The sequence below is a fragment of the Comamonas sp. C11 genome (assembly GCF_024496285.1).
Lineage (GTDB): Bacteria > Pseudomonadota > Gammaproteobacteria > Burkholderiales > Burkholderiaceae_C > Comamonas > Comamonas testosteroni_F.
On the sequence record NZ_CP101743.1, the window covers coordinates 3005963 to 3023209 of the forward strand.

Sequence of the window (17247 nt, forward strand, 5' to 3'; positions counted from 1 at the left end):
TTTGTCGCAACACCGATTGATGCGCTGTCGCCAAATCTGCACGGTCGTGCCGGGCTGTCAGCATAGAATCGCCCGCATCGCGGTTTTTGCAGACGCACCTGCCAAGGCCGCGCACGCCAGTTTTCCCAATCCAATATCAAGCGAGACTTTCCCGATGACAAACGAAGAGATCCTGGCCCAGTACGGCCCGCGAGAGGCCATGGAATATGACGTGGTGGTGGTGGGCGGTGGCCCCGGTGGCCTGGCCACTGCCATTCGCCTCAAGCAGCTGGCGGCCGAAAAAGGTCAGGATGTCTCCGTAGTCGTGCTGGAAAAAGGCTCCGAGCCCGGCGCACACACGCTGTCTGGCGCCATCATGGATCCTCGCGCGCTGACCGAGCTGATACCCGACTGGAAGGCAAAGGGTGCTCCCCTGAACCAGCCGGTGACCGAAGACGCCATGGTCTTCCTCGGCGAGAAGAGCTCCTTGCGCACCCCCAACTGGCTGCTGCCCAAGTGCTTCCATAACGAAGGCAACTACATCGTTCGCCTGGGCTTTGTCACCAAGTGGCTGGCAGAGCAGGCCGAAGCCCTGGGCGTGGAAATCTTCCCCGGCTTCACTGCAGCCGAAGTGCTCTACAACGAAGACGGCTCCGTCAAGGGCGTGGCCACCGGCAATATGGGCATCAGCAAGGAAGGCGAGCCCACGGGCGACTTCCAGTTGGGCATGGAACTGCACGGCAAATACACCATCTTTGCCGAAGGTGCGCGCGGCCACCTCGGCAAGCAGATCATCTCCAAGTACTCCCTGGACGCCAACCGCGACCCTCAGACTTACGGTCTGGGCATCAAGGAGCTCTGGGAAATCGACCCCAAGCGCCACAAGCCCGGCATGGTGCTGCACACCGCAGGCTGGCCCATGAAGAGCGACACCTACGGCGGTGCCTTCCTCTATCACCTGGAAGACAATCTGGTCACACTGGGCTTCATCACCGGCCTGGATTACTCCAACCCCTATCTGTCTCCATTTGAGGAGATGCAGCGCTGGAAGACCCACCCCAATATCCGATACTACCTGGAAGGCGACGAAGCCAATGGCATCAAGCCCGGCAAGCGTATCTCCTACGGTGCCCGCGCCATCACGGCCGGCGGCATCTCCAGCCTGCCCCGCTTTGTCTTCCCCGGCGGCGCACTGGTCGGCTGCGAGGCTGGCTTCCTCAACGTCAGCCGCATCAAGGGCAGCCATGCCGCGATCAAGACCGGCATGCTGGCCGCAGAAGCCGCTTACGCCGCCATCGCCGCAGGTCGCCAGAGTGACGAACTGACCGCCTACACCTATGCGTTCGAGAACAGCTGGCTGTATGAGGAACTGTGGAAGGCACGCAACTTCAAGGCCTGGTTCAAGAAGGGCCTGACCACCGCCTCGATCATGAACGGCCTGGAGCAGTTTGTGCTGCGCGGCAACATCCCCTGGACGCTGCATCGCAACAAACCCGACCATGCCTATCTGAAGCCTGCAGCCGATTGCACGCCCATCGAGTATCCCAGGCCCGATGGCAAGCTGACATTTGACCGCCTCTCCAGCGTCTTCATCAGCAGCACCAATCATGCAGAGAACCAACCAGCTCACCTGACGCTCAAGGATGCCAGCGTTCCCGTCGACGTGAACCTGACCAAGTTCGCCGGCCCCGAGCAGCGCTACTGCCCCGCAGGCGTCTACGAATTCGTGGAGGACGAAGCCAATGCCGGCAAGCAGCGCCTGCAGATCAATGCACAGAATTGCGTGCACTGCAAGACCTGCGACATCAAGGACCCGACACAGAACATCGTCTGGGTGACACCCGAAGGCGGCGGCGGGCCGAACTACTCAGGTATGTAATCCGCCCTCGATTGCATTCGGCGGCAGCAGTTGCTCCGGATGCTGCGCCACATAGCCTGCGCCAGCCATTGCTGCGCAGGCTTTTTTATGGGCTGAATGTTTTTAGCAACGCAGGCAGCCAAATGCCCACAAATTTGCAGCATCACGGAAAAAACGCATGCCACCGCAATCGCCGCGAATCACTCAATGAAGATCGCTTGCCAGTTCGGAAAGAGCAATGCTCAAAAAACAGGCAATTGCATCAATATGCCTGCCCATATCGCATCAGGCGCAGGAAAAATGCGATACAAAACCGAAATCAGGCCACGCTCAACGCAATATTGCGCGCCATTACCCTACATCCACACACACCAACTTCAGTCAAATAGCGCTTTGCGCAGCTTTCATGCCATTTTTTCGCGATCATCGTATAGGGATAAACAAGGTTATCTCAATCACGAAGACAGCTGGATCGGTGCAGTAGACTTTGCCGCGAGGCGACGCGCATCACGCACTGCCGTCTTAATTCACCTGCAACACACAACAAACGCTGGAGATACACATGAAGCAGCTGTCCTTGGCCCGCATGGGCGCACTGGCCCTGGCAATTTCCGCCATGTCGGGTGCCTATGCCGCCGATACCAAGTCCGTGGCCGTGACCGCCATTGTTGAACACCCCGCCCTGGATGCGGTGCGCGACGGCGTCAAGGATGCCCTGAAGGCAGCCGGCTACGAAGAAGGCAAGTCCCTGAAGTGGCAATACCAGAGCGCACAGGGCAATACCGGTACGGCTGCCCAGATCGCGCGCAAGTTCGTGGGTGACAAGCCCGATGCCATCGTCGCCATTGCCACCCCTTCCGCGCAGGCCGTGATCGCGTCGACCAAGACCGTGCCCGTCGTGTTCTCTGCCGTGACTGACCCCGTTGCTGCCAAGCTGGTCGCCAGCTGGGAACCCTCCAAGAACAATGTGACCGGCGTTTCCGACCTGCTGGCCCTGGACAAGCAGATGGATCTGGTCAAGCAGGTCGTGCCCAATGCCAAGCGCATCGGCATGGTCTACAACCCCGGTGAAGCCAACTCCGCCGTGGTCGTGAAGGAACTGCAGGCCCTGCTGCCCAAGATGGGCTGGACTCTGGTGACGGCTGCGGCGCCCCGTTCAGTGGACGTCTCCAGCGCCGCACGCTCGCTGGTAGGCAAGGTGGACGTGATCTACACCAACACCGACAACAACGTGGTGTCGGCCTACGAATCGCTGGTCAAGGTGGGCCAGGACGCCAAGATTCCTCTGGTGGCGTCTGACACCGACTCCGTCAAGCGCGGCGCCGTGGCCGCCTACGGCATCAACTACCGCGATCTGGGCGAACAGACAGGCCGCATGGTGGTGCGCATTCTCAAGGGCGAAAAGCCCGGTGACATCAAGCCCGAAGTCTCTACCAAGATGGAGCTGTTCGTGAATCCCGGTGCGGCTGAAAAGCAAGGTGTGAAGCTGTCCGACGCGCTGATCAAGTCCGCCGCTACCGTGGTCAAGTAATCCACTCCCTGTCGCCAGCACTGTCGCTCTCAGGCGGTGCCAGCGCAGCGGCAGGTGCCGTGGCAACATGGCCCTGCCGATTTTTTTAGACGTTTGCCGCGCCTGTCGCTCTCTCTATGTCCCTATTTTCCATTCTCGGTGCCATTGAAATTGGCCTGATCTTCAGCCTGGTGGCGCTGGGCGTCTTCATCTCCTTTCGCTTGCTGCGTTTTCCCGATCTGACGGTCGACGGCAGCTTCCCCCTCGGTGGTGCGGTCTGCGCCATTCTGATTTCCACGGGCACCAATCCCTGGCTGGCCACGCTGGCCGGCACGGCAGCCGGAGCCGTGGCCGGCTTCATCACAGGCTGGCTCAACGTCAAGCTCAAGATCATGGACCTGCTGGCCTCCATCCTGATGATGATCGGCCTGTACTCGGTCAATCTGCGCATCATGGGCGGCCCCAATGTGCCGCTGATCAACGAGCCAACACTGTTCACCATGCTGCAGCCGGCGAACATTGAAGACTATGTGATGCGTCCGCTGATCATGCTGGGCTTTGTCATCGTGGCCAAGCTGGCTCTGGACTGGTTCTTTGCCACCGAACGCGGTCTGGCTATCCGCTCCACGGGCTCCAATGCCCGCATGGCCCGCGCTCAGGGCGTCAATACCGGCGCCATGATTTTGCTGGGCATGGCAATTTCCAACGGCCTGGTCGGTCTGGCCGGAGCGCTGTTCGTGCAGACGCAGGGCGGCTCCGACATCTCCATGGGCATCGGCACCATCGTCATCGGCCTGGCGGCCGTGATCGTGGGCGAGACCATCCTGCCCTCGCGCAAGATCATCTGGGCCACGCTGGCCGTGGTGCTCGGCGCCGTGGTCTACCGCTTCTTCATCGCAGCGGCCCTCAATATCGATGCCATCGGCCTGAAGGCACAGGACTTGAATCTGGTGACGGCAGTGCTGGTGACCATCGCACTGGTGATTCCGCAAATCAAGAAGAAGCTGAAGAGAAAGTAACCCCCTGAGCGGCTTTGCCGCGTCCCCCAAGGGGGACGATGGCCTTTGCTGCGGGGCGGCCCTTGCTGGCCCTCTCGCCAAGGAACTGCAGCACTAACAAATGCTGCGCCCTCAGTGACTGATCGGAATACATCATGCTGAACGCACAAAACCTCGAACTCACCTTCAATCCCGGCACGCCGATCGAAACCCGCGCCCTGCGCGGCCTGTCGCTGTCCATCCCCGACGGGCAGTTTGTGACCGTCATCGGCTCCAACGGCGCAGGCAAGTCCACATTTCTGAACTGCGTCTCGGGCGACCAGAGCGTGGACAAGGGCAAGATCGAAATTGCCGGCATCGACATGACGCGGATGCCGGTATGGTCCCGCTCCAAGCAGGTGGCCCGGGTGTTTCAGGACCCCATGGCCGGCACCTGTGAAGACCTCTCCATCGAAGAGAACATGGCTCTGGCACACGAGCGCGGCAACCTCCGCGGCCTGTCCAAGGCAGTCAAGGCCAGCAATCGCGAGCTGTACCGCGACCGCCTGGCCACACTGGGCCTGGGTCTGGAAAATCGCCTGACCGACCGTATCGGCCTGCTCTCGGGCGGACAGCGCCAGGCCGTGAGCCTGCTGATGGCGGCGCTGCAGCCCTCGCGCATTCTGCTGCTGGACGAACACACGGCCGCTCTTGACCCGCGCACCGCAGACTTTGTGCTGCAGCTGACGGCACGTATCGTGCAGGAAGCCAATCTCACCACCATGATGGTCACGCACAGCATGCGCCAGGCGCTGGATGTGGGCACGCGTACCGTCATGCTTCACCAGGGCAATGTGGTGCTGGACGTCAGCGGCGAAGAGCGCTCCAAAATGGATGTGCCCGACCTGCTGCACATGTTCGAGAAGGTACGTGGCGAGAAGCTGGCCGACGATGCACTGCTGCTGAGCTGAAACCCGGCCCCATCCCTGCAAAAAGTCCGCCCTTGGCGGACTTTTTTTGATAGCTGTCAGCGCTTGATAGCTCTATATATCAGATATATTCATATCTGAAATCCATATATATCAATCGCTTGAAGCTCCTTTAAATATAGCATTCACCTCAACCCAGCAGCTTGGTGCGTAGCTGCGCGAGCTCGTCCGTGCCCAGACCCAACCCTTCGCTCAGGTAGCGACCCATCGAGCCGAAGCCGCGCTCCGCCTCGTCGAACTCCGCCTCCAGGTAGCTGCGCTGCACGCCTAGCAGGGGCCAGTAGAGATCGGCTGCATCCTTGCCGTTGTGCGCCAGCATCTGCTGATAGGTGGCTTTCATCCAGGCCTCGGTGTAAGTATTGGTGAGCAGGTAGTCCTTCAAGATGGTGTCGCGCGGTACGCCGGCAATGGTGTGCAGCAGTGCCGCCACCCAACCCGTACGGTCCTTGCCGGCGGTGCAGTGAAACAGTTGCGCATCGGCGGTAGACGCCATGGTCTTGAGCAGTTGCCCCATGCGAGCGCGCATGCCGGCGTCGCGCACCATCACACGGCCCATCTCCTCCATCGCGGCCTCGGCCTCCTTGGGCGTATGAAAGGGCGAGAACACCGGGTCGGCCGTGCCGAAGATGTTCATATACACATAGCGGATCCCCGGCGGCAGCCGGTCCGCGTCCTTGGCCGCCTCGTTCGTGGTGCGCAAATCGTAGGCCGTACCAATGCCCAGGTTGCCCAGCGTCACTGCATCGGCCGCGTTGGGCAATACCGCATTGGAGCGGTAGAACACGCAGCGCTTCAATGGCTGCCCTGCAGCGTTGCGGTAGACCGATGCGTCGTCCGCCCCGGCCAGGTCTCGGAAGTTGAGCATGGACGACAACCTTGGCGTGGCCGCTTTCGGCTCCATGCCATCACCGCCGCCGCAGGCGGCCAACAGTCCGCCAGCACCCGCAGAGACCAGTCCCAGCAGCCCCAGGTGCAAGACCAGGCGCCTGTCCAGGCTGCGATCGATCTCCGCGAATGAAACCACTCCTGTCACCCCCTTCATGCCTGCTCCTTTATGAGTAAAGGTCATGTATCCACCCTCCGTGAATCATTGACAGGCGCAGGCTATCAGCGATGGTTGACTTTACTTACCGGCGCTAAACCTTAGTCCGATTTGTCTAAGTACAAGCCTGGGAGCCAGAGCAGGCACCGATGGAAGAGCTTGCACAATCCCCCGGACGGTCGGGGCTCACGACCTCCCATTTGCGGCATGTGCCGGTACACCGAGGCCCGGCTCAGCCCCAGGCTGCGCGCGGCCTCGGTCACACATTGCAGTGATGCGTCTTCAGCGCCTGTCGCAAAGCCGGGCGCTCGTCTTGCACCTGCGCCACCATGACTTCTTGCCTGCCGTCCAGCGACAGCGTGCGCTCTGGCGGCAGCACAGGCGGCTGGCCGGCGTCGACTTGGGCCGGCAGATGTTCGGGAGCAATGGCCCCGTCGCCGCTCAGCACCATGGCTGTGCGCAGCACGTTCTTGAGCGCACGGATATTGCCCTGCCAGTCGTGGCGCATCAGCACCCGGCACGCGGCTTCGGTGATGGCCACGGCACGGCCCTAGAGCAGCAGACCGCTCCCCTCAACAGGCACTCGATCAGTGCGCACTTGTCTGCGCGGTCGCGCAGCGCCGGCAGCTCCAGCGTCACGCTGTGGAGACGGTAGTACAGATCGAGCCGGAACTCTACCTGGGCCACCATCTCCCGCAGGTCGCGTTGCGTGGCGCAGATCAGTTGCACATCGACGGAGATGGGCTGCTCCGAGCCCAGCGGGGTGACTTCACGCTCGGCCAACACGCGCGGCAGCCGCGTCTGCAAGGTCTGCATGCATGCCGTAGATCTCGCCGAGGAACAAGTCTCCGCCATGGGTCTGAGCGATCTTGCCGCCCGCGCCCTTGGCACAGGCGCCGGTGAAGGCGCCTTCGCGATAGCCGAAGAGCTCGCTCTCGATCAGAGTCTCGGGAATCGCCGCGCAGTTCACCGCCACGACGGGCTGGGCCCGACGTACGCAGGCCTCGTGGGTGGCCTTGGCAAAGGCCTCCTTGCCCGACCCCGATTCGCCGTGCAGCAGAATGGCCGAGCCCTTGTCAGGCACACGCAGCGCCTGCCGGGCATTGGTCTGCATCTGTGGGTCCGGCCCGGCCCGTGATGCGTCACCAGGGCCAGGTGGTGCTGGACTTCAGCGGCGAAGAGCATGCGAACATGGACATGCCCACCCTGCTGCATATGTTCGAGAAGGTACGTGGCGAGAAGCTCGCAGACGACGCCTTGCTGCTCAGCTGATTCAAGGCAGACGGCCTGACCTCACGCCGTTCACTATCAAAAAAGAAGCTGCCTGTCCTTGATAACTATTGGCTGGCGGCTCTTTTCATCTCAAGACAGAAACTATCGACATCCAACATTGACATTTCGACATTTATTTTTGACGAAATGAAAAATAAAACAATCAAATCGACAAAGCCCAACCGAATGCAGACTGAGGATGAAGCCACTCCCGCCGACGATTTGACGAAGATATAAGGATATTTTTCAGAATTTCCGATCCAGTCATTAATTCTGAAATATCAAACACTTAGATATCGATTCAACCCATGGCACCCCTAATCTGCAGCTCACACTGTACGGCTCCTGCGCAAATCGCTCACAATCTGCACCCTATCGGAAGCCACTGAGCACGATGCATGTCATCGCCGTTCACGCCGACCGCGTTGATATCCGGGGACTCCCGACATCAGGGCGCAACAAAAGGGCATGAGGCCAAGGCTTTCACCAGCAGGACCACCAAGGCTTCATGATCCGCAAAAAAAACCAATATCTCTCATGAGCGATAGCCAAGCAAAAACTGACAACGGTGGCTTGCACCGTTCCCTCAAGGCCCGACATATGTCGATGATCGCCATCGGCGGCTCCATCGGCACCGGTCTTTTTGTCGCCTCTGGCGCAACCATCTCGCAAGCAGGCCCCGGCGGCGCATTGCTGGCCTACATGATCGTGGGCCTGATGGTTTATTTCCTGATGACCAGTCTGGGCGAGATGGCCGCGCACATGCCCGTCTCCGGCTCTTTTGCCACCTATGGCGCCAAGTACGTGGATGAAGGCTTTGGCTTCGCCCTGGGCTGGAACTACTGGTACAACTGGGCCGTGACCATTGCCGTGGACCTGGTTGCGGCGCAACTGGTGATGGCCTACTGGTTCCCCGGCACCAACGGCGTGCTGTGGAGTGCATTGTTTCTGGCCCTGATGTTCGGCCTGAACGCACTGTCTGCCAAGGGCTTTGGCGAATCCGAATTCTGGTTTGCCGCCATCAAGGTCACCACAGTGCTGGTCTTCATCGCCATCGGCGTGCTGATGATCTTCGGTATTTTGCAAGGCGGCGCACCTGACGGAATCTGGGGCAATATTGCGAACCTGAGCACGGGCGATGCACCGTTTGCAGGCGGCTTTGCGGCCTTGATCGGCGTGGCCATGGTGGTGGGCTTTTCCTTCCAGGGCACGGAGCTGATCGGTATCGCCGCCGGCGAATCCGAAGATCCTGCCAAGAACGTGCCCAAGGCCGTGCGCAAGGTGTTCTGGCGCATTTTGCTGTTCTACGTCTTCGCCATTCTCATCATCGGCCTGCTGATTCCCTATACCGACCCCAAGCTGCTGCGCAACGATCTGGGCGATATCGCCGTCAGCCCCTTCACGCTGGTGTTCGAGCGTGCCGGCCTGCTGGGCGCTGCCGCCGTGATGAATGCCGTGGTGCTGACCTCGGTGCTGTCGGCCGGCAACTCCGGCATGTATGCCTCCACCCGCATGCTGTATGCGCTGGCCAAGCAAGGCATGGCGCCCAAGCTGTTTGCCCAGGTCAATACGCGTGGCGTGCCCGTGCTGGCATTGATCGCCACCACCGTGATCGCCGCCCTGTGCTTTCTGACCAATATTTTCAGCCCTGAAGTCGTCTATATCTGGCTGCTGAATCTGTCCGGCATGTGCGGCTTTGTCGCCTGGCTGGGCATCGCCATCAGCCACTACCGTTTCCGCAAGGGCTGCGAAGTGCAGAACTACGATATGAACCAGCTGCCCTACAAGGCAGCAGCCTTCCCCTTCGGCCCCATCTTCGCCTTTGTGCTGTGCCTGATCATCACCCTGGGCCAGAACTACGAGAATCTGATCAAGGACCAGATTGACTGGGTCGGCGCCATCGCCACCTATATCGGCCTGCCTCTCTTCCTGATCATCTGGTTTGGCTACAAATGGGTCAAGGGCTCCAAGATCGTCAAATACTCGGAGATGGATCTGAACGGCTCGCGTTAATACCTAGTCATTTTTGATCCCACCCAAGGCAGCTCCGGCAACGGCGCTGCCTTTTTTGCGTCCTGGGCTTGCCTCGGATGCTGTCGATTAGTCCCAACAGACGATTCATGTCATGACAAATATCTGAAGAATAAATGCTCACAGGCCATGGCCTGCACCGTTTTTTCACCAGGAAAACAAGAGCAATGCAACAAAAGACGATGAGCACAGCGCTGATGCTGTGCATAGGTTTGCTGAGCGCAGGAGCCGCCTGTGCCAAGGTTCCCGCCGCAGAAGCCGACAAGCTGGGCAAGGAGCTGACCTGCACCGGCGCCATCAAGGCCGGCAATGCCGACGGCAGCATCCCGCCATTCACGGGCAAGATCCTGGGCGTTCCGCCCGGCGTGAAGTTCACCAGGTCCGTGGGACAGTTCCAGCCCGATATCTACGCCAATGAAAAGCCGCTGTTCGAGATCACGGCCGCCAACATGGCGCAATATGGCGACAAGCTCAGCGCCGGCCAGAAGGCGCTGCTCAGCAAGTTCCCCGCCACCATGCGCATTCCCGTCTATCCGGGCCACCGCGACTTCCGTTATGACGACGATATCTGCGCCGTCATCAAGCGCAATGCGCTGGAAGCCGAGGTAGTCAACGACGGCAATGGCGTCAAGGGCTTCATGGGCGCTCTGCCCTTCCCCATTCCCAAGACCGGCCTGGAACTGCTCTGGAACAACCTCATGCCCAGCCGCGCCAGCACCGAAGAGGTGGAGCGCGACATGGCTCTGGTGGGCGCAAGCGGCGATATTGCCTGGGGCCGCACCAGCTATATCCAGCTCAGTCGTTATGACTCCAAGGAAAATCTGGGCAAGCCCAACGAAGGCAAATACGCCTATGTGACCAATTTCTCCATCCTGCCCGAGCGCGAAAAAGGTGGTGTGATTCTGTCCATCGAGCCCATGAACTTTGGCACGGACAAGCGCCTGGCCTGGAATTACGATCCCGGCACTCGCCGCGTGCGACAACTGCCCGAGTTCGGCTATGACCAGCCCTCCCCCGGCACCAGCGGCAAGGCGACCATCGACTCAGAACGCCTGTTCAACGGCGGCTCCGAGCGCTACGAGTGGACCATGCACGGCAAGCGCGAGATGTTCATTCCTGCGAACACCTTCCGCATCAACCAGCAGATGAAATACGCCGATCTGCTCAAGCCAGGTCACCCCAACCCTGCCTACACCCGCTATGAGCTGCGCCGTGTCTGGGTGCTGGAGGGCAAGCTCAAGCCCGGCTTCCGTCACCTGTACTCCAAGCGCGTGATGTTCATCGACGAAGACACCGGCCACGCCGTCTCGGGCGACTTCTACGACGCACGCGGCCAGTTGTGGCAGCACGGTGAAATCAACTACTACTATGCCTACGACATCAAGAAATGGCATGCGGGCACTTCGTTCTACTATGACCTGAATGCCGGCTCCTATGTGAGCATGAATCTGGTCCAGGAGCGCCCCAAGGCACCGATTCTGGGCAAGGACGACCTCAAACCCAGCCAGTACACTCCCGAGGCGATTCGCAACCTGGGCAACTGACAAACAGCAGGTGGCTCAGCTACCGCGCGCACCACACCACAAGGTGTACAGAGAGGCCATGAGCCTCTCTTTTTTATGGCCGCTCCCGCCCCGAAACGGGAGCGCTGCCCAGCATATGCGCGGGCAGCGTGCTAGGATGAAACAAGGCATCAACATTGAAAATGCATAGCAGTTGGCGCCGTTTTCTCTGTCTTCGAGTCGATTTCAACGTGGGCATCATTCACAAGCAGCCAGCGACCCACCCGGTCGCATGGCAGGGCGCGGATCTGGCGGGCACCCCCTCCCGTACTCATCGGCCATCCGCCGACCCCTTGCCGCCATCGATGCCATGCCGGCCCGGTTTGGGCAACGCGCCTCGAGTCACTTTGGAACAAGGCGTCCCCTCGGCCAATATCGTAGCCTCGTCCTGTTTTTAATCCCTGCACAACAAAGCCCGACTAAGCTTGCAGAGGATTTAGTTCTGCCGCAATCATGACTTCCATGCAATCCCTGGCCCGATGGCTGCCCTTTCTCAATTGGCCCAAACCGACTTTCGGCCTGCTGCGCGGCGAGTTCTGGGCCGGCCTGACCGTGGGCCTGATGCTGCTGCCCCAGGGCGTGGCTTACGCCGCGCTGGCGGGCATGCCGCTGATTACCGGCATCTATGCCTCCATCATTCCGGCCGCAGTGGCCATTCTCTTCAGCCCCTCACCCCGGCTGGGCGTGGGGCCTACGGCGCTGAGCGCCTTGCTGATCGGCGCCTCTCTGACCGGCATGGCCGAACCGGGCTCGGCCCAGTGGGTGGTGCTCGCTGCGTGGATGGCCATTCTGTCGGGCCTGGTTCAATGGAGTCTGGGCGTGGTACGCGCGGGCTGGCTGCTCAACCTGGTCACCTCCCCCGTACTGGCAGGCTTCACCCAGGCAGCAGCCCTGCTGATTCTGGCCTCGCAGCTGCCCACTCTTCTGGGCATGCGCGCTGACTGGTCCACCGTCTGGCACTCGCCGTCCATCTATCTGTTCAGCATCCAATCCATCGCCTACGGCCTGGTCAGCATGGCTCTTTTGATGCTGGCCAAGAAATGGCGTCCTGCTTTTCCCTCGGCCATTTTCATCATCGGCCTGAGCGGCTTCATCAGCTGGATCACGGGTTTTGCCGATGCGGGCGGAGCCGTGATTGGCCACCTGCCAGCGGGACTGCCCAGCTTCCAGTGGCCCGGCATGCTGGACTGGGAGCAGTTCGGCGCCCTGATCATGCCAGTGCTGGTCATCTCCCTGGTCAGCTTTCTGGAAACCGCGTCCAGTGCCCAGGTCGAGCATCAGCAGGCCGGCACGCGCTGGAACGAGAATCAGGATCTGATTGCCCAGGGACTGTCCAAGATCAGCGCCGGCCTGTTCGGCAGCTTTGCCACCAGCGCTTCATTCTCGCGCTCTGCCGTCAACCTGCTCGCAGGTGCCAGGACCGGCTACGCCAACGTCTTTTCCATTTTGCTGGTGGTTGTGGTCGTGCTCTGGTTCATACCCTGGCTCTACCATGTGCCTCAGGCAACGCTGGCTGCCATCGTGATCACCGCCGTGCTCAACCTGGTCAAGCCCAGCGCCATTCTCAAGCTTTTCAGGATTTCCAAGGTCGAAGCCAGCATCAGCGTCGCCACGCTGGTGCTGACCATCGTCACCGCCCCGCGCATGTACTGGGGTGTGTTCGCGGGCATCATGCTCAGCCAGGCTTACTACCTCTATCACCACCTGCACCCGCGCATCATCGAGGTCGGCGAGCATCCCGACGGCAGCCTGCGCAGCCGCCAGCTTTGGCAATTGCCCCCCCTGGCACCTGAAGTCGTGGCTCTGCGCATGGATGCAGACCTGGACTTTGCCACGGCCACGGCACTTGAGCGCTACGCGGCCGATGCCCTGCAGCAAGCGCCCCAGGCCAAAGACCTGGCGCTGCTGATGCAGTCCATCAACAGCATAGACATCACCGGAGTCGAAACCTTTGCCCGACTGGAACGCCTGGTCGCATTGCGCGGCGGTCTGCTGCACGTGGTGGGGTTGAAGCTGCCGGCCGAGCAAAGGCTGGAGCGCGCCGGCCTGCTGCATAAGGAAGGCAGCCCCATCAGGCTCTACCGCACGGATGCCGACTTTCTGCGAACGCTTGGCAATTTCCCCACAGAACTCACTCAGATCAACGCTGACGAAAAGCCTACATCCACAAAAAGATAGGGGGCGCTGCTACACTGACGGTCATCATTGATAGTTTGTCGTGACCTCATCCGCCCCTCACCAATCCGTGTTTTTGCGCGATCTGCGCCTTGCCACCGCACACAATCTGGTGACTCGCGCGGGCGGTAGTGATAACCGTCTGCCCACTGACACTCCCACCCATTACCTGCAAGCACTGATTGATGGCTTGTGCGCACTGTCTTTGCGCGACCCCCTCACGGGGCTGGCCAACCGACGCCATTTCCGCTCCGTGATCGAGCGCGAGATCGACCGCGTGGCCCGCTCCGGAGAAACCGCACTGCTGCTGATGCTGGACATCGACCATTTCAAGCAGATCAACGACGAGCACGGTCATATTGCTGGCGATATGGTGTTGCAGTCCGTGGCACAGACCCTGTCCGAAATCATTCGCCCCATGGACACCCTGGCGCGCTTCGGTGGCGAGGAATTCGCCATAGTGCTGCCGGTCTGTCCTGCGCATCAAGGCCGTGCGGTCGCCGAACGCCTGCGCCAGGCCATCGAAAGCAACTCCATCGCCGTGTCCTCCGGCCAGTCGCTGAAGGTCACGGTGAGTATTGGCGGGGTCTACGCCCAGCAATGGATTCGCAGCACGGCGCAACTGTGGACCGAGCGTGCCGATCGCCAGCTCTATCTGGCCAAATCGGCGGGACGCAACTGCGTCTGCGTGGAGGATCCGCCCGACAGTACGGTGAGTGCCGAGGAAAAAAGCCTGCTTTTCAGCCCTTTGCCTGCCGCTTCGTTAGAGGAAAATGTCTCTGACAATACAGCACCAGACGTAAACACCGACGCCGCAAGCCAGGTCATAACGCCTTGAGACGATGGACACCTTGGCCCCTCACCCTACTTTGCCCGCTCATATATCCATGGAAGATGCCCTGCGGGCGCCTGGCCGCAACAAGCAGGCCCACATCATTGCCGTCACCAGCGGCAAAGGCGGTGTCGGCAAGACTTTCGTCTCTGCCAATCTGGCTGCGGCTCTGACGCGTCATGGCTTCAACGTGCTGGTATTGGACGCGGACCTGGGCCTGGCCAATCTGGATGTAGTGCTCAACCTCTACCCCAAGGTCACGCTGCACGATGTGTTCACAGGTCGATCCACGCTGGAAGATGCCATCCTGACCACGCCGGGCGGCTATTCGGTGCTGCTGGCAGGCTCGGGCATGATCGAGTACTCGCGCCTCACCCCCGAGATTCGCTCCCAGTTCATGCGCACGGTGGAGTTGCTGCGCCCGCGCTACGACATCATCCTGCTCGACACCGGTGCCGGCATCTCGGATGTAGTGCTGTTCTCCGTCTCTCTGGCAACCGAGGTGCTGGTCGTGGCCACGCCCGAGCCCACCTCGTTGACCGATGCCTACGCCGCCATCAAGGTGCTGGCGCTGCAGCAAAAGCGCCAGCAGATCCGTCTGGTCATCAACCAGGCGCAACGCCCCGGCGATGGCCGCGCCATCACGGGCCAGCTGCAGCAGGTGCTCAACCGCTTCGTGACCACCGAGTCCGGCCAGCCGCTGCAGCTGACCCACTGGGGCGATATTCCGGTCGACTCCGCCGTGCGCGAGGCCGTGATGCGCCGCCAGCTGCTGCTGCAGGCCATGCCCGGAGCACCCGCATCCCTCGCAGTGGCACAGCTGTCCAATAAAATCAAGGCAGAGCTGACGGCCCCGGTCTGAGCTGCATCACCGTCGATGCAGCAGCCGCGCGGCCGCCCCCCCCGGATATCGACGTGGCCGACATACTCAACATCTCCTGCTACAAATTCACGCCCCTGCCCGACGCCGACCAGCTGCGCCAGACGCTGCTGGAGCGTGCGCATGACCTGAGCCTCAAGGGCACGGTGCTGCTGGCCGAAGAAGGCATCAACTTTTTCCTGGCCGGCCCTGCCGAAGCCGTACGCGACTTTGTGGAGCAGCTGAAGCAAGACCCGCGTTTTGCCGACCTGGCTCCCAAGGAAAGCTGGTCCGAGACCGTGCCCTTTCGCAAAATGCTGGTCAAGGTCAAGAACGAGATCATCCGCATGGATCATCCCGCCATACGACCCGCCCATGGCCGTGCGCCATCGGTCAGCCCGGCCACGCTGCGCCGCTGGCTGGAGCAAGGCCATGACGACGAGGGCCGCGAGGTGGTGACGCTGGACACGCGCAACGACTACGAAGTGGACGAAGGCGCGTTTGCCGGAACGATTGACTGGCGCCTGAGCAAGTTCACCGAATTCCCTGCGGCACTGCGCCAGCACAAGGACGAATTCGCCGGCAAGACCGTGGTCAGCTACTGCACTGGCGGCATCCGCTGCGAAAAGGCCGCGATCCTCATGCAGGACGAAGGCATCGAAAACATCTACCAGCTCGAAGGCGGCATCCTCAAGTACTTCGAGGAAACCGACGGCAAGTTCTACGACGGCGGCTGCTTCGTCTTTGACGGCCGTGACTCGCTGGGCACCGATCTGTCGCGCACCGAGCTGGTTCACCCCCGCCCCATCAAAAAGCATTTGATGGAATAGGCCGGCATTCTTCACCCACTATCAAAAACAAAGCGGCTGGCGCTTGCTCATTGCCGATCTCAGAAGACTTGATCTCTGAGATCGTTTGATGATCAACGCCAGCCGCTTTTGATTTGATAGCAGCTCGACGGTGCTTACTTTGCCCAGCGTGCTGCTGCCTTGGCCACGCGCTCGCCAAACTGGCGTGCGGTTTCCAGATCGCCTGCGGCCATCTCGCCGGCCGAAGAGTCAGAGGGGGACTGCGCCATGGCACCGCAGAAACTGCCCATCCAGTTCACATCGTTGCGCTGGGCGGCCTTGGTGTTCGAAGGCAGCAGGCCCAGCCCCACCCACACGCCGCCATGCTGCATGGCCAGGTGGTAGAAATAATCGAGCGTGACCTGCTTGTCGCCCTGCACGCTCGCGCTGTTGGTGAAGCCGGCAAACAGCTTGTCCTTCCAGGCCTGGGCAAACCAGGCCTTGGACGAGGCATCGGCAAATTTCTTGAATTGCCAGCTCGGAGCGGCCATATAGGTGGGCGCGCCGAAGACGATGGCATCGGCCGCAGCCAGTTGCTCCCAGCCACCTTCGGGCAAATTGCCATCGGCGTCGATGGCCAGCAGTTGCGCGCCCGCGCCCTGGGCCACGGATTGCGCCATGCGCTGGGTATGGCCGTAGCCGGAGTGGTAGACCACAACGATATTGCTCATGATTTCTTCTTTCCTGCTTTTCCTGCTTGTATCGGCGCAGCCATCCGCCGCGCCATCGTGAATCTGTGCCAAATAAAGGCCCGCCGGATTGACACCCGGCGGGCCTTGTCTTGCGAGAGCGCGCTAGCTTATCAAAGCCATGACCGCTTGCGCACTTTCAGCCTGCGCGGCCTCATGCTTCAGCCTTTGCGGCCGTCCATGCTCCAGGCGCCTGCCCCATGGGCGGCGTAGCCAAGCAGGCCCCCGACCACGGCGATGTTCTTCCAGAACAGCAGCTGCTGCATCATGGCGGCTTCTGCAGGCACGCCCCAGAAGTTATGGAAGAAGAAGCTGGCGATCAGCGTGAAAAATCCCAGGATCAAGGCCGCGCAGCGCGTGTGCCAGCCAAGCAGGATGGCCAGACCGCCCACGATCTCGATCACCAGGCCCACCGCCACCGCGACCTGGGGCATGGGCATGCCCACCGACGCGGCATAACCCACGGTGCCCGCAAAGCCGCTGATTTTCTGAATGCCCGCAGGCAGGAACAGCAGGGCAATCAGCACACGGCCCGCCAGGTCCAGAGGATTTCGCAATTGATTCAACATCTCAACTCCAGTCATTGCGACCCAGGGCCGCGTTGGTTCATATCAGTACAAGCCT

General features: G+C 60.9%; 16 protein-coding genes and 1 pseudogene. 11 read left to right on the forward strand and 6 right to left on the reverse strand.

The window, feature by feature from the left end; genetic code table 11:
* Window positions 1-154 precede the first annotated feature (154 nt).
* The 4 genes from NOX35_RS13730 (at window position 155) to NOX35_RS13745 (ending at window position 5295) form a co-directional block, all read left to right on the forward strand.
* Entirely contained in the window at window positions 155-1858 is a 1704-nt protein-coding gene (locus NOX35_RS13730) for an electron transfer flavoprotein-ubiquinone oxidoreductase (protein ID WP_182282869.1), read from the forward strand.
* A gap of 541 nt (window positions 1859-2399) precedes the next feature.
* Window positions 2400-3368: an ABC transporter substrate-binding protein gene (locus tag NOX35_RS13735; protein ID WP_039050780.1), complete on the forward strand. Its 969-nt coding sequence runs from the start codon at window positions 2400-2402 to the stop codon at window positions 3366-3368.
* Window positions 3369-3484: 116 nt separating this feature from the next.
* Window positions 3485-4366 carry an ABC transporter permease gene (locus tag NOX35_RS13740; protein ID WP_003074956.1) on the forward strand — a complete coding sequence of 294 codons (882 nt, stop codon included), beginning with the start codon at window positions 3485-3487 and terminating at the stop codon, window positions 4364-4366.
* A 134-nt stretch (window positions 4367-4500) separates the two neighbouring features.
* Complete coding sequence (locus NOX35_RS13745; RefSeq protein WP_003064901.1) at window positions 4501-5295, forward strand: ABC transporter ATP-binding protein; 795 nt, start codon at window positions 4501-4503, stop codon at window positions 5293-5295.
* A 148-nt stretch (window positions 5296-5443) separates the two neighbouring features.
* On the opposite strand, the gene NOX35_RS13750 is transcribed toward NOX35_RS13745, so the two are convergent.
* The 4 genes from NOX35_RS13750 to NOX35_RS13765 all read right to left on the reverse strand — a co-directional run bounded on the left by NOX35_RS13750 (window position 5444) and on the right by NOX35_RS13765 (window position 7469).
* The gene (locus NOX35_RS13750; protein WP_256493615.1) at window positions 5444-6382 is read right to left on the reverse strand and encodes a tyrosine-protein phosphatase; all 939 of its coding nucleotides are present in this window, start codon (window positions 6380-6382) and stop codon (window positions 5444-5446) included.
* 232 nt (window positions 6383-6614) lie between these two features.
* Window positions 6615-6896: a hypothetical protein gene (locus tag NOX35_RS13755; RefSeq protein ID WP_256493616.1), complete on the reverse strand. Its 282-nt coding sequence runs from the start codon at window positions 6894-6896 to the stop codon at window positions 6615-6617.
* Window positions 6863-7138: a sigma 54-interacting transcriptional regulator gene (locus NOX35_RS13760; protein WP_256493617.1), complete on the reverse strand. Its 276-nt coding sequence runs from the start codon at window positions 7136-7138 to the stop codon at window positions 6863-6865. The genes NOX35_RS13755 and NOX35_RS13760 overlap by 34 nt, the downstream gene beginning before the upstream one ends.
* The gene (locus NOX35_RS13765; protein WP_256493619.1) at window positions 7125-7469 is read right to left on the reverse strand and encodes a sigma 54-interacting transcriptional regulator; all 345 of its coding nucleotides are present in this window, start codon (window positions 7467-7469) and stop codon (window positions 7125-7127) included. Before NOX35_RS13765 ends, NOX35_RS13760 begins: the two co-directional genes overlap by 14 nt.
* A gap of 14 nt (window positions 7470-7483) precedes the next feature.
* Here NOX35_RS13765 and NOX35_RS13770 point away from each other — a divergent pair.
* The 7 genes and pseudogenes from NOX35_RS13770 to NOX35_RS13800 all read left to right on the forward strand — a co-directional run.
* Window positions 7484-7627 (forward strand): annotated as a pseudogene (locus NOX35_RS13770) (ABC transporter ATP-binding protein); the annotation flags it as partial.
* Window positions 7628-8164: 537 nt separating this feature from the next.
* Entirely contained in the window at window positions 8165-9640 is a 1476-nt protein-coding gene (locus NOX35_RS13775; protein WP_256493621.1) for an amino acid permease, read from the forward strand.
* Between the two features lie 185 nt (window positions 9641-9825).
* Window positions 9826-11202 (forward strand): DUF1329 domain-containing protein, encoded by a 1377-nt coding sequence (locus NOX35_RS13780; RefSeq protein ID WP_182282883.1) that lies wholly within the window; start codon window positions 9826-9828, stop codon window positions 11200-11202.
* A 480-nt stretch (window positions 11203-11682) separates the two neighbouring features.
* Window positions 11683-13398, forward strand: coding sequence for a SulP family inorganic anion transporter (locus NOX35_RS13785; RefSeq protein ID WP_256496925.1), 1716 nt, complete (start codon window positions 11683-11685; stop codon window positions 13396-13398).
* A 40-nt stretch (window positions 13399-13438) separates the two neighbouring features.
* Window positions 13439-14233, forward strand: a complete 795-nt coding sequence (locus NOX35_RS13790) for a GGDEF domain-containing protein (protein ID WP_003074940.1) — start codon at window positions 13439-13441, stop codon at window positions 14231-14233.
* 4 nt (window positions 14234-14237) lie between these two features.
* Window positions 14238-15089 carry a MinD/ParA family protein gene (locus NOX35_RS13795; protein ID WP_042438298.1) on the forward strand — a complete coding sequence of 284 codons (852 nt, stop codon included), beginning with the start codon at window positions 14238-14240 and terminating at the stop codon, window positions 15087-15089.
* 53 nt (window positions 15090-15142) lie between these two features.
* Window positions 15143-15916, forward strand: a complete 774-nt coding sequence (locus tag NOX35_RS13800; RefSeq protein WP_256493626.1) for a sulfurtransferase — start codon at window positions 15143-15145, stop codon at window positions 15914-15916.
* Window positions 15917-16050: 134 nt separating this feature from the next.
* Here the strand turns inward: NOX35_RS13800 and NOX35_RS13805 are convergent, their stop codons facing one another.
* Both NOX35_RS13805 and NOX35_RS13810 read right to left on the reverse strand, forming a co-directional pair.
* The gene (locus NOX35_RS13805; protein ID WP_256493628.1) at window positions 16051-16605 is read right to left on the reverse strand and encodes a flavodoxin family protein; all 555 of its coding nucleotides are present in this window, start codon (window positions 16603-16605) and stop codon (window positions 16051-16053) included.
* Window positions 16606-16784: 179 nt separating this feature from the next.
* Window positions 16785-17192 carry a DoxX family protein gene (locus NOX35_RS13810; protein ID WP_182282886.1) on the reverse strand — a complete coding sequence of 136 codons (408 nt, stop codon included), beginning with the start codon at window positions 17190-17192 and terminating at the stop codon, window positions 16785-16787.
* Window positions 17193-17247 lie beyond the last annotated feature (55 nt).

What these genes read in the sequence shown, in the direction of transcription:
- NOX35_RS13730 (WP_182282869.1), top strand. Translation starts at nt 155, where the DNA reads ATGACAAACGAAGAGATCCTGGCCCAGTACGGCCCGCGAGAGGCCATG.
- NOX35_RS13735 (WP_039050780.1), top strand. Translation starts at nt 2,400, where the DNA reads ATGAAGCAGCTGTCCTTGGCCCGCATGGGCGCACTGGCCCTGGCAATT.
- NOX35_RS13740 (WP_003074956.1), top strand. Translation starts at nt 3,485, where the DNA reads ATGTCCCTATTTTCCATTCTCGGTGCCATTGAAATTGGCCTGATCTTC.
- NOX35_RS13745 (WP_003064901.1), top strand. Translation starts at nt 4,501, where the DNA reads ATGCTGAACGCACAAAACCTCGAACTCACCTTCAATCCCGGCACGCCG.
- NOX35_RS13750 (WP_256493615.1), bottom strand. Translation starts at nt 6,382, where the DNA reads ATGACCTTTACTCATAAAGGAGCAGGCATGAAGGGGGTGACAGGAGTG.
- NOX35_RS13765 (WP_256493619.1), bottom strand. Translation starts at nt 7,469, where the DNA reads ATGCAGACCAATGCCCGGCAGGCGCTGCGTGTGCCTGACAAGGGCTCG.
- NOX35_RS13775 (WP_256493621.1), top strand. Translation starts at nt 8,165, where the DNA reads ATGAGCGATAGCCAAGCAAAAACTGACAACGGTGGCTTGCACCGTTCC.
- NOX35_RS13780 (WP_182282883.1), top strand. Translation starts at nt 9,826, where the DNA reads ATGCAACAAAAGACGATGAGCACAGCGCTGATGCTGTGCATAGGTTTG.
- NOX35_RS13785 (WP_256496925.1), top strand. Translation starts at nt 11,683, where the DNA reads ATGCAATCCCTGGCCCGATGGCTGCCCTTTCTCAATTGGCCCAAACCG.
- NOX35_RS13795 (WP_042438298.1), top strand. Translation starts at nt 14,238, where the DNA reads ATGGACACCTTGGCCCCTCACCCTACTTTGCCCGCTCATATATCCATG.
- NOX35_RS13805 (WP_256493628.1), bottom strand. Translation starts at nt 16,605, where the DNA reads ATGAGCAATATCGTTGTGGTCTACCACTCCGGCTACGGCCATACCCAG.
- NOX35_RS13810 (WP_182282886.1), bottom strand. Translation starts at nt 17,192, where the DNA reads ATGTTGAATCAATTGCGAAATCCTCTGGACCTGGCGGGCCGTGTGCTG.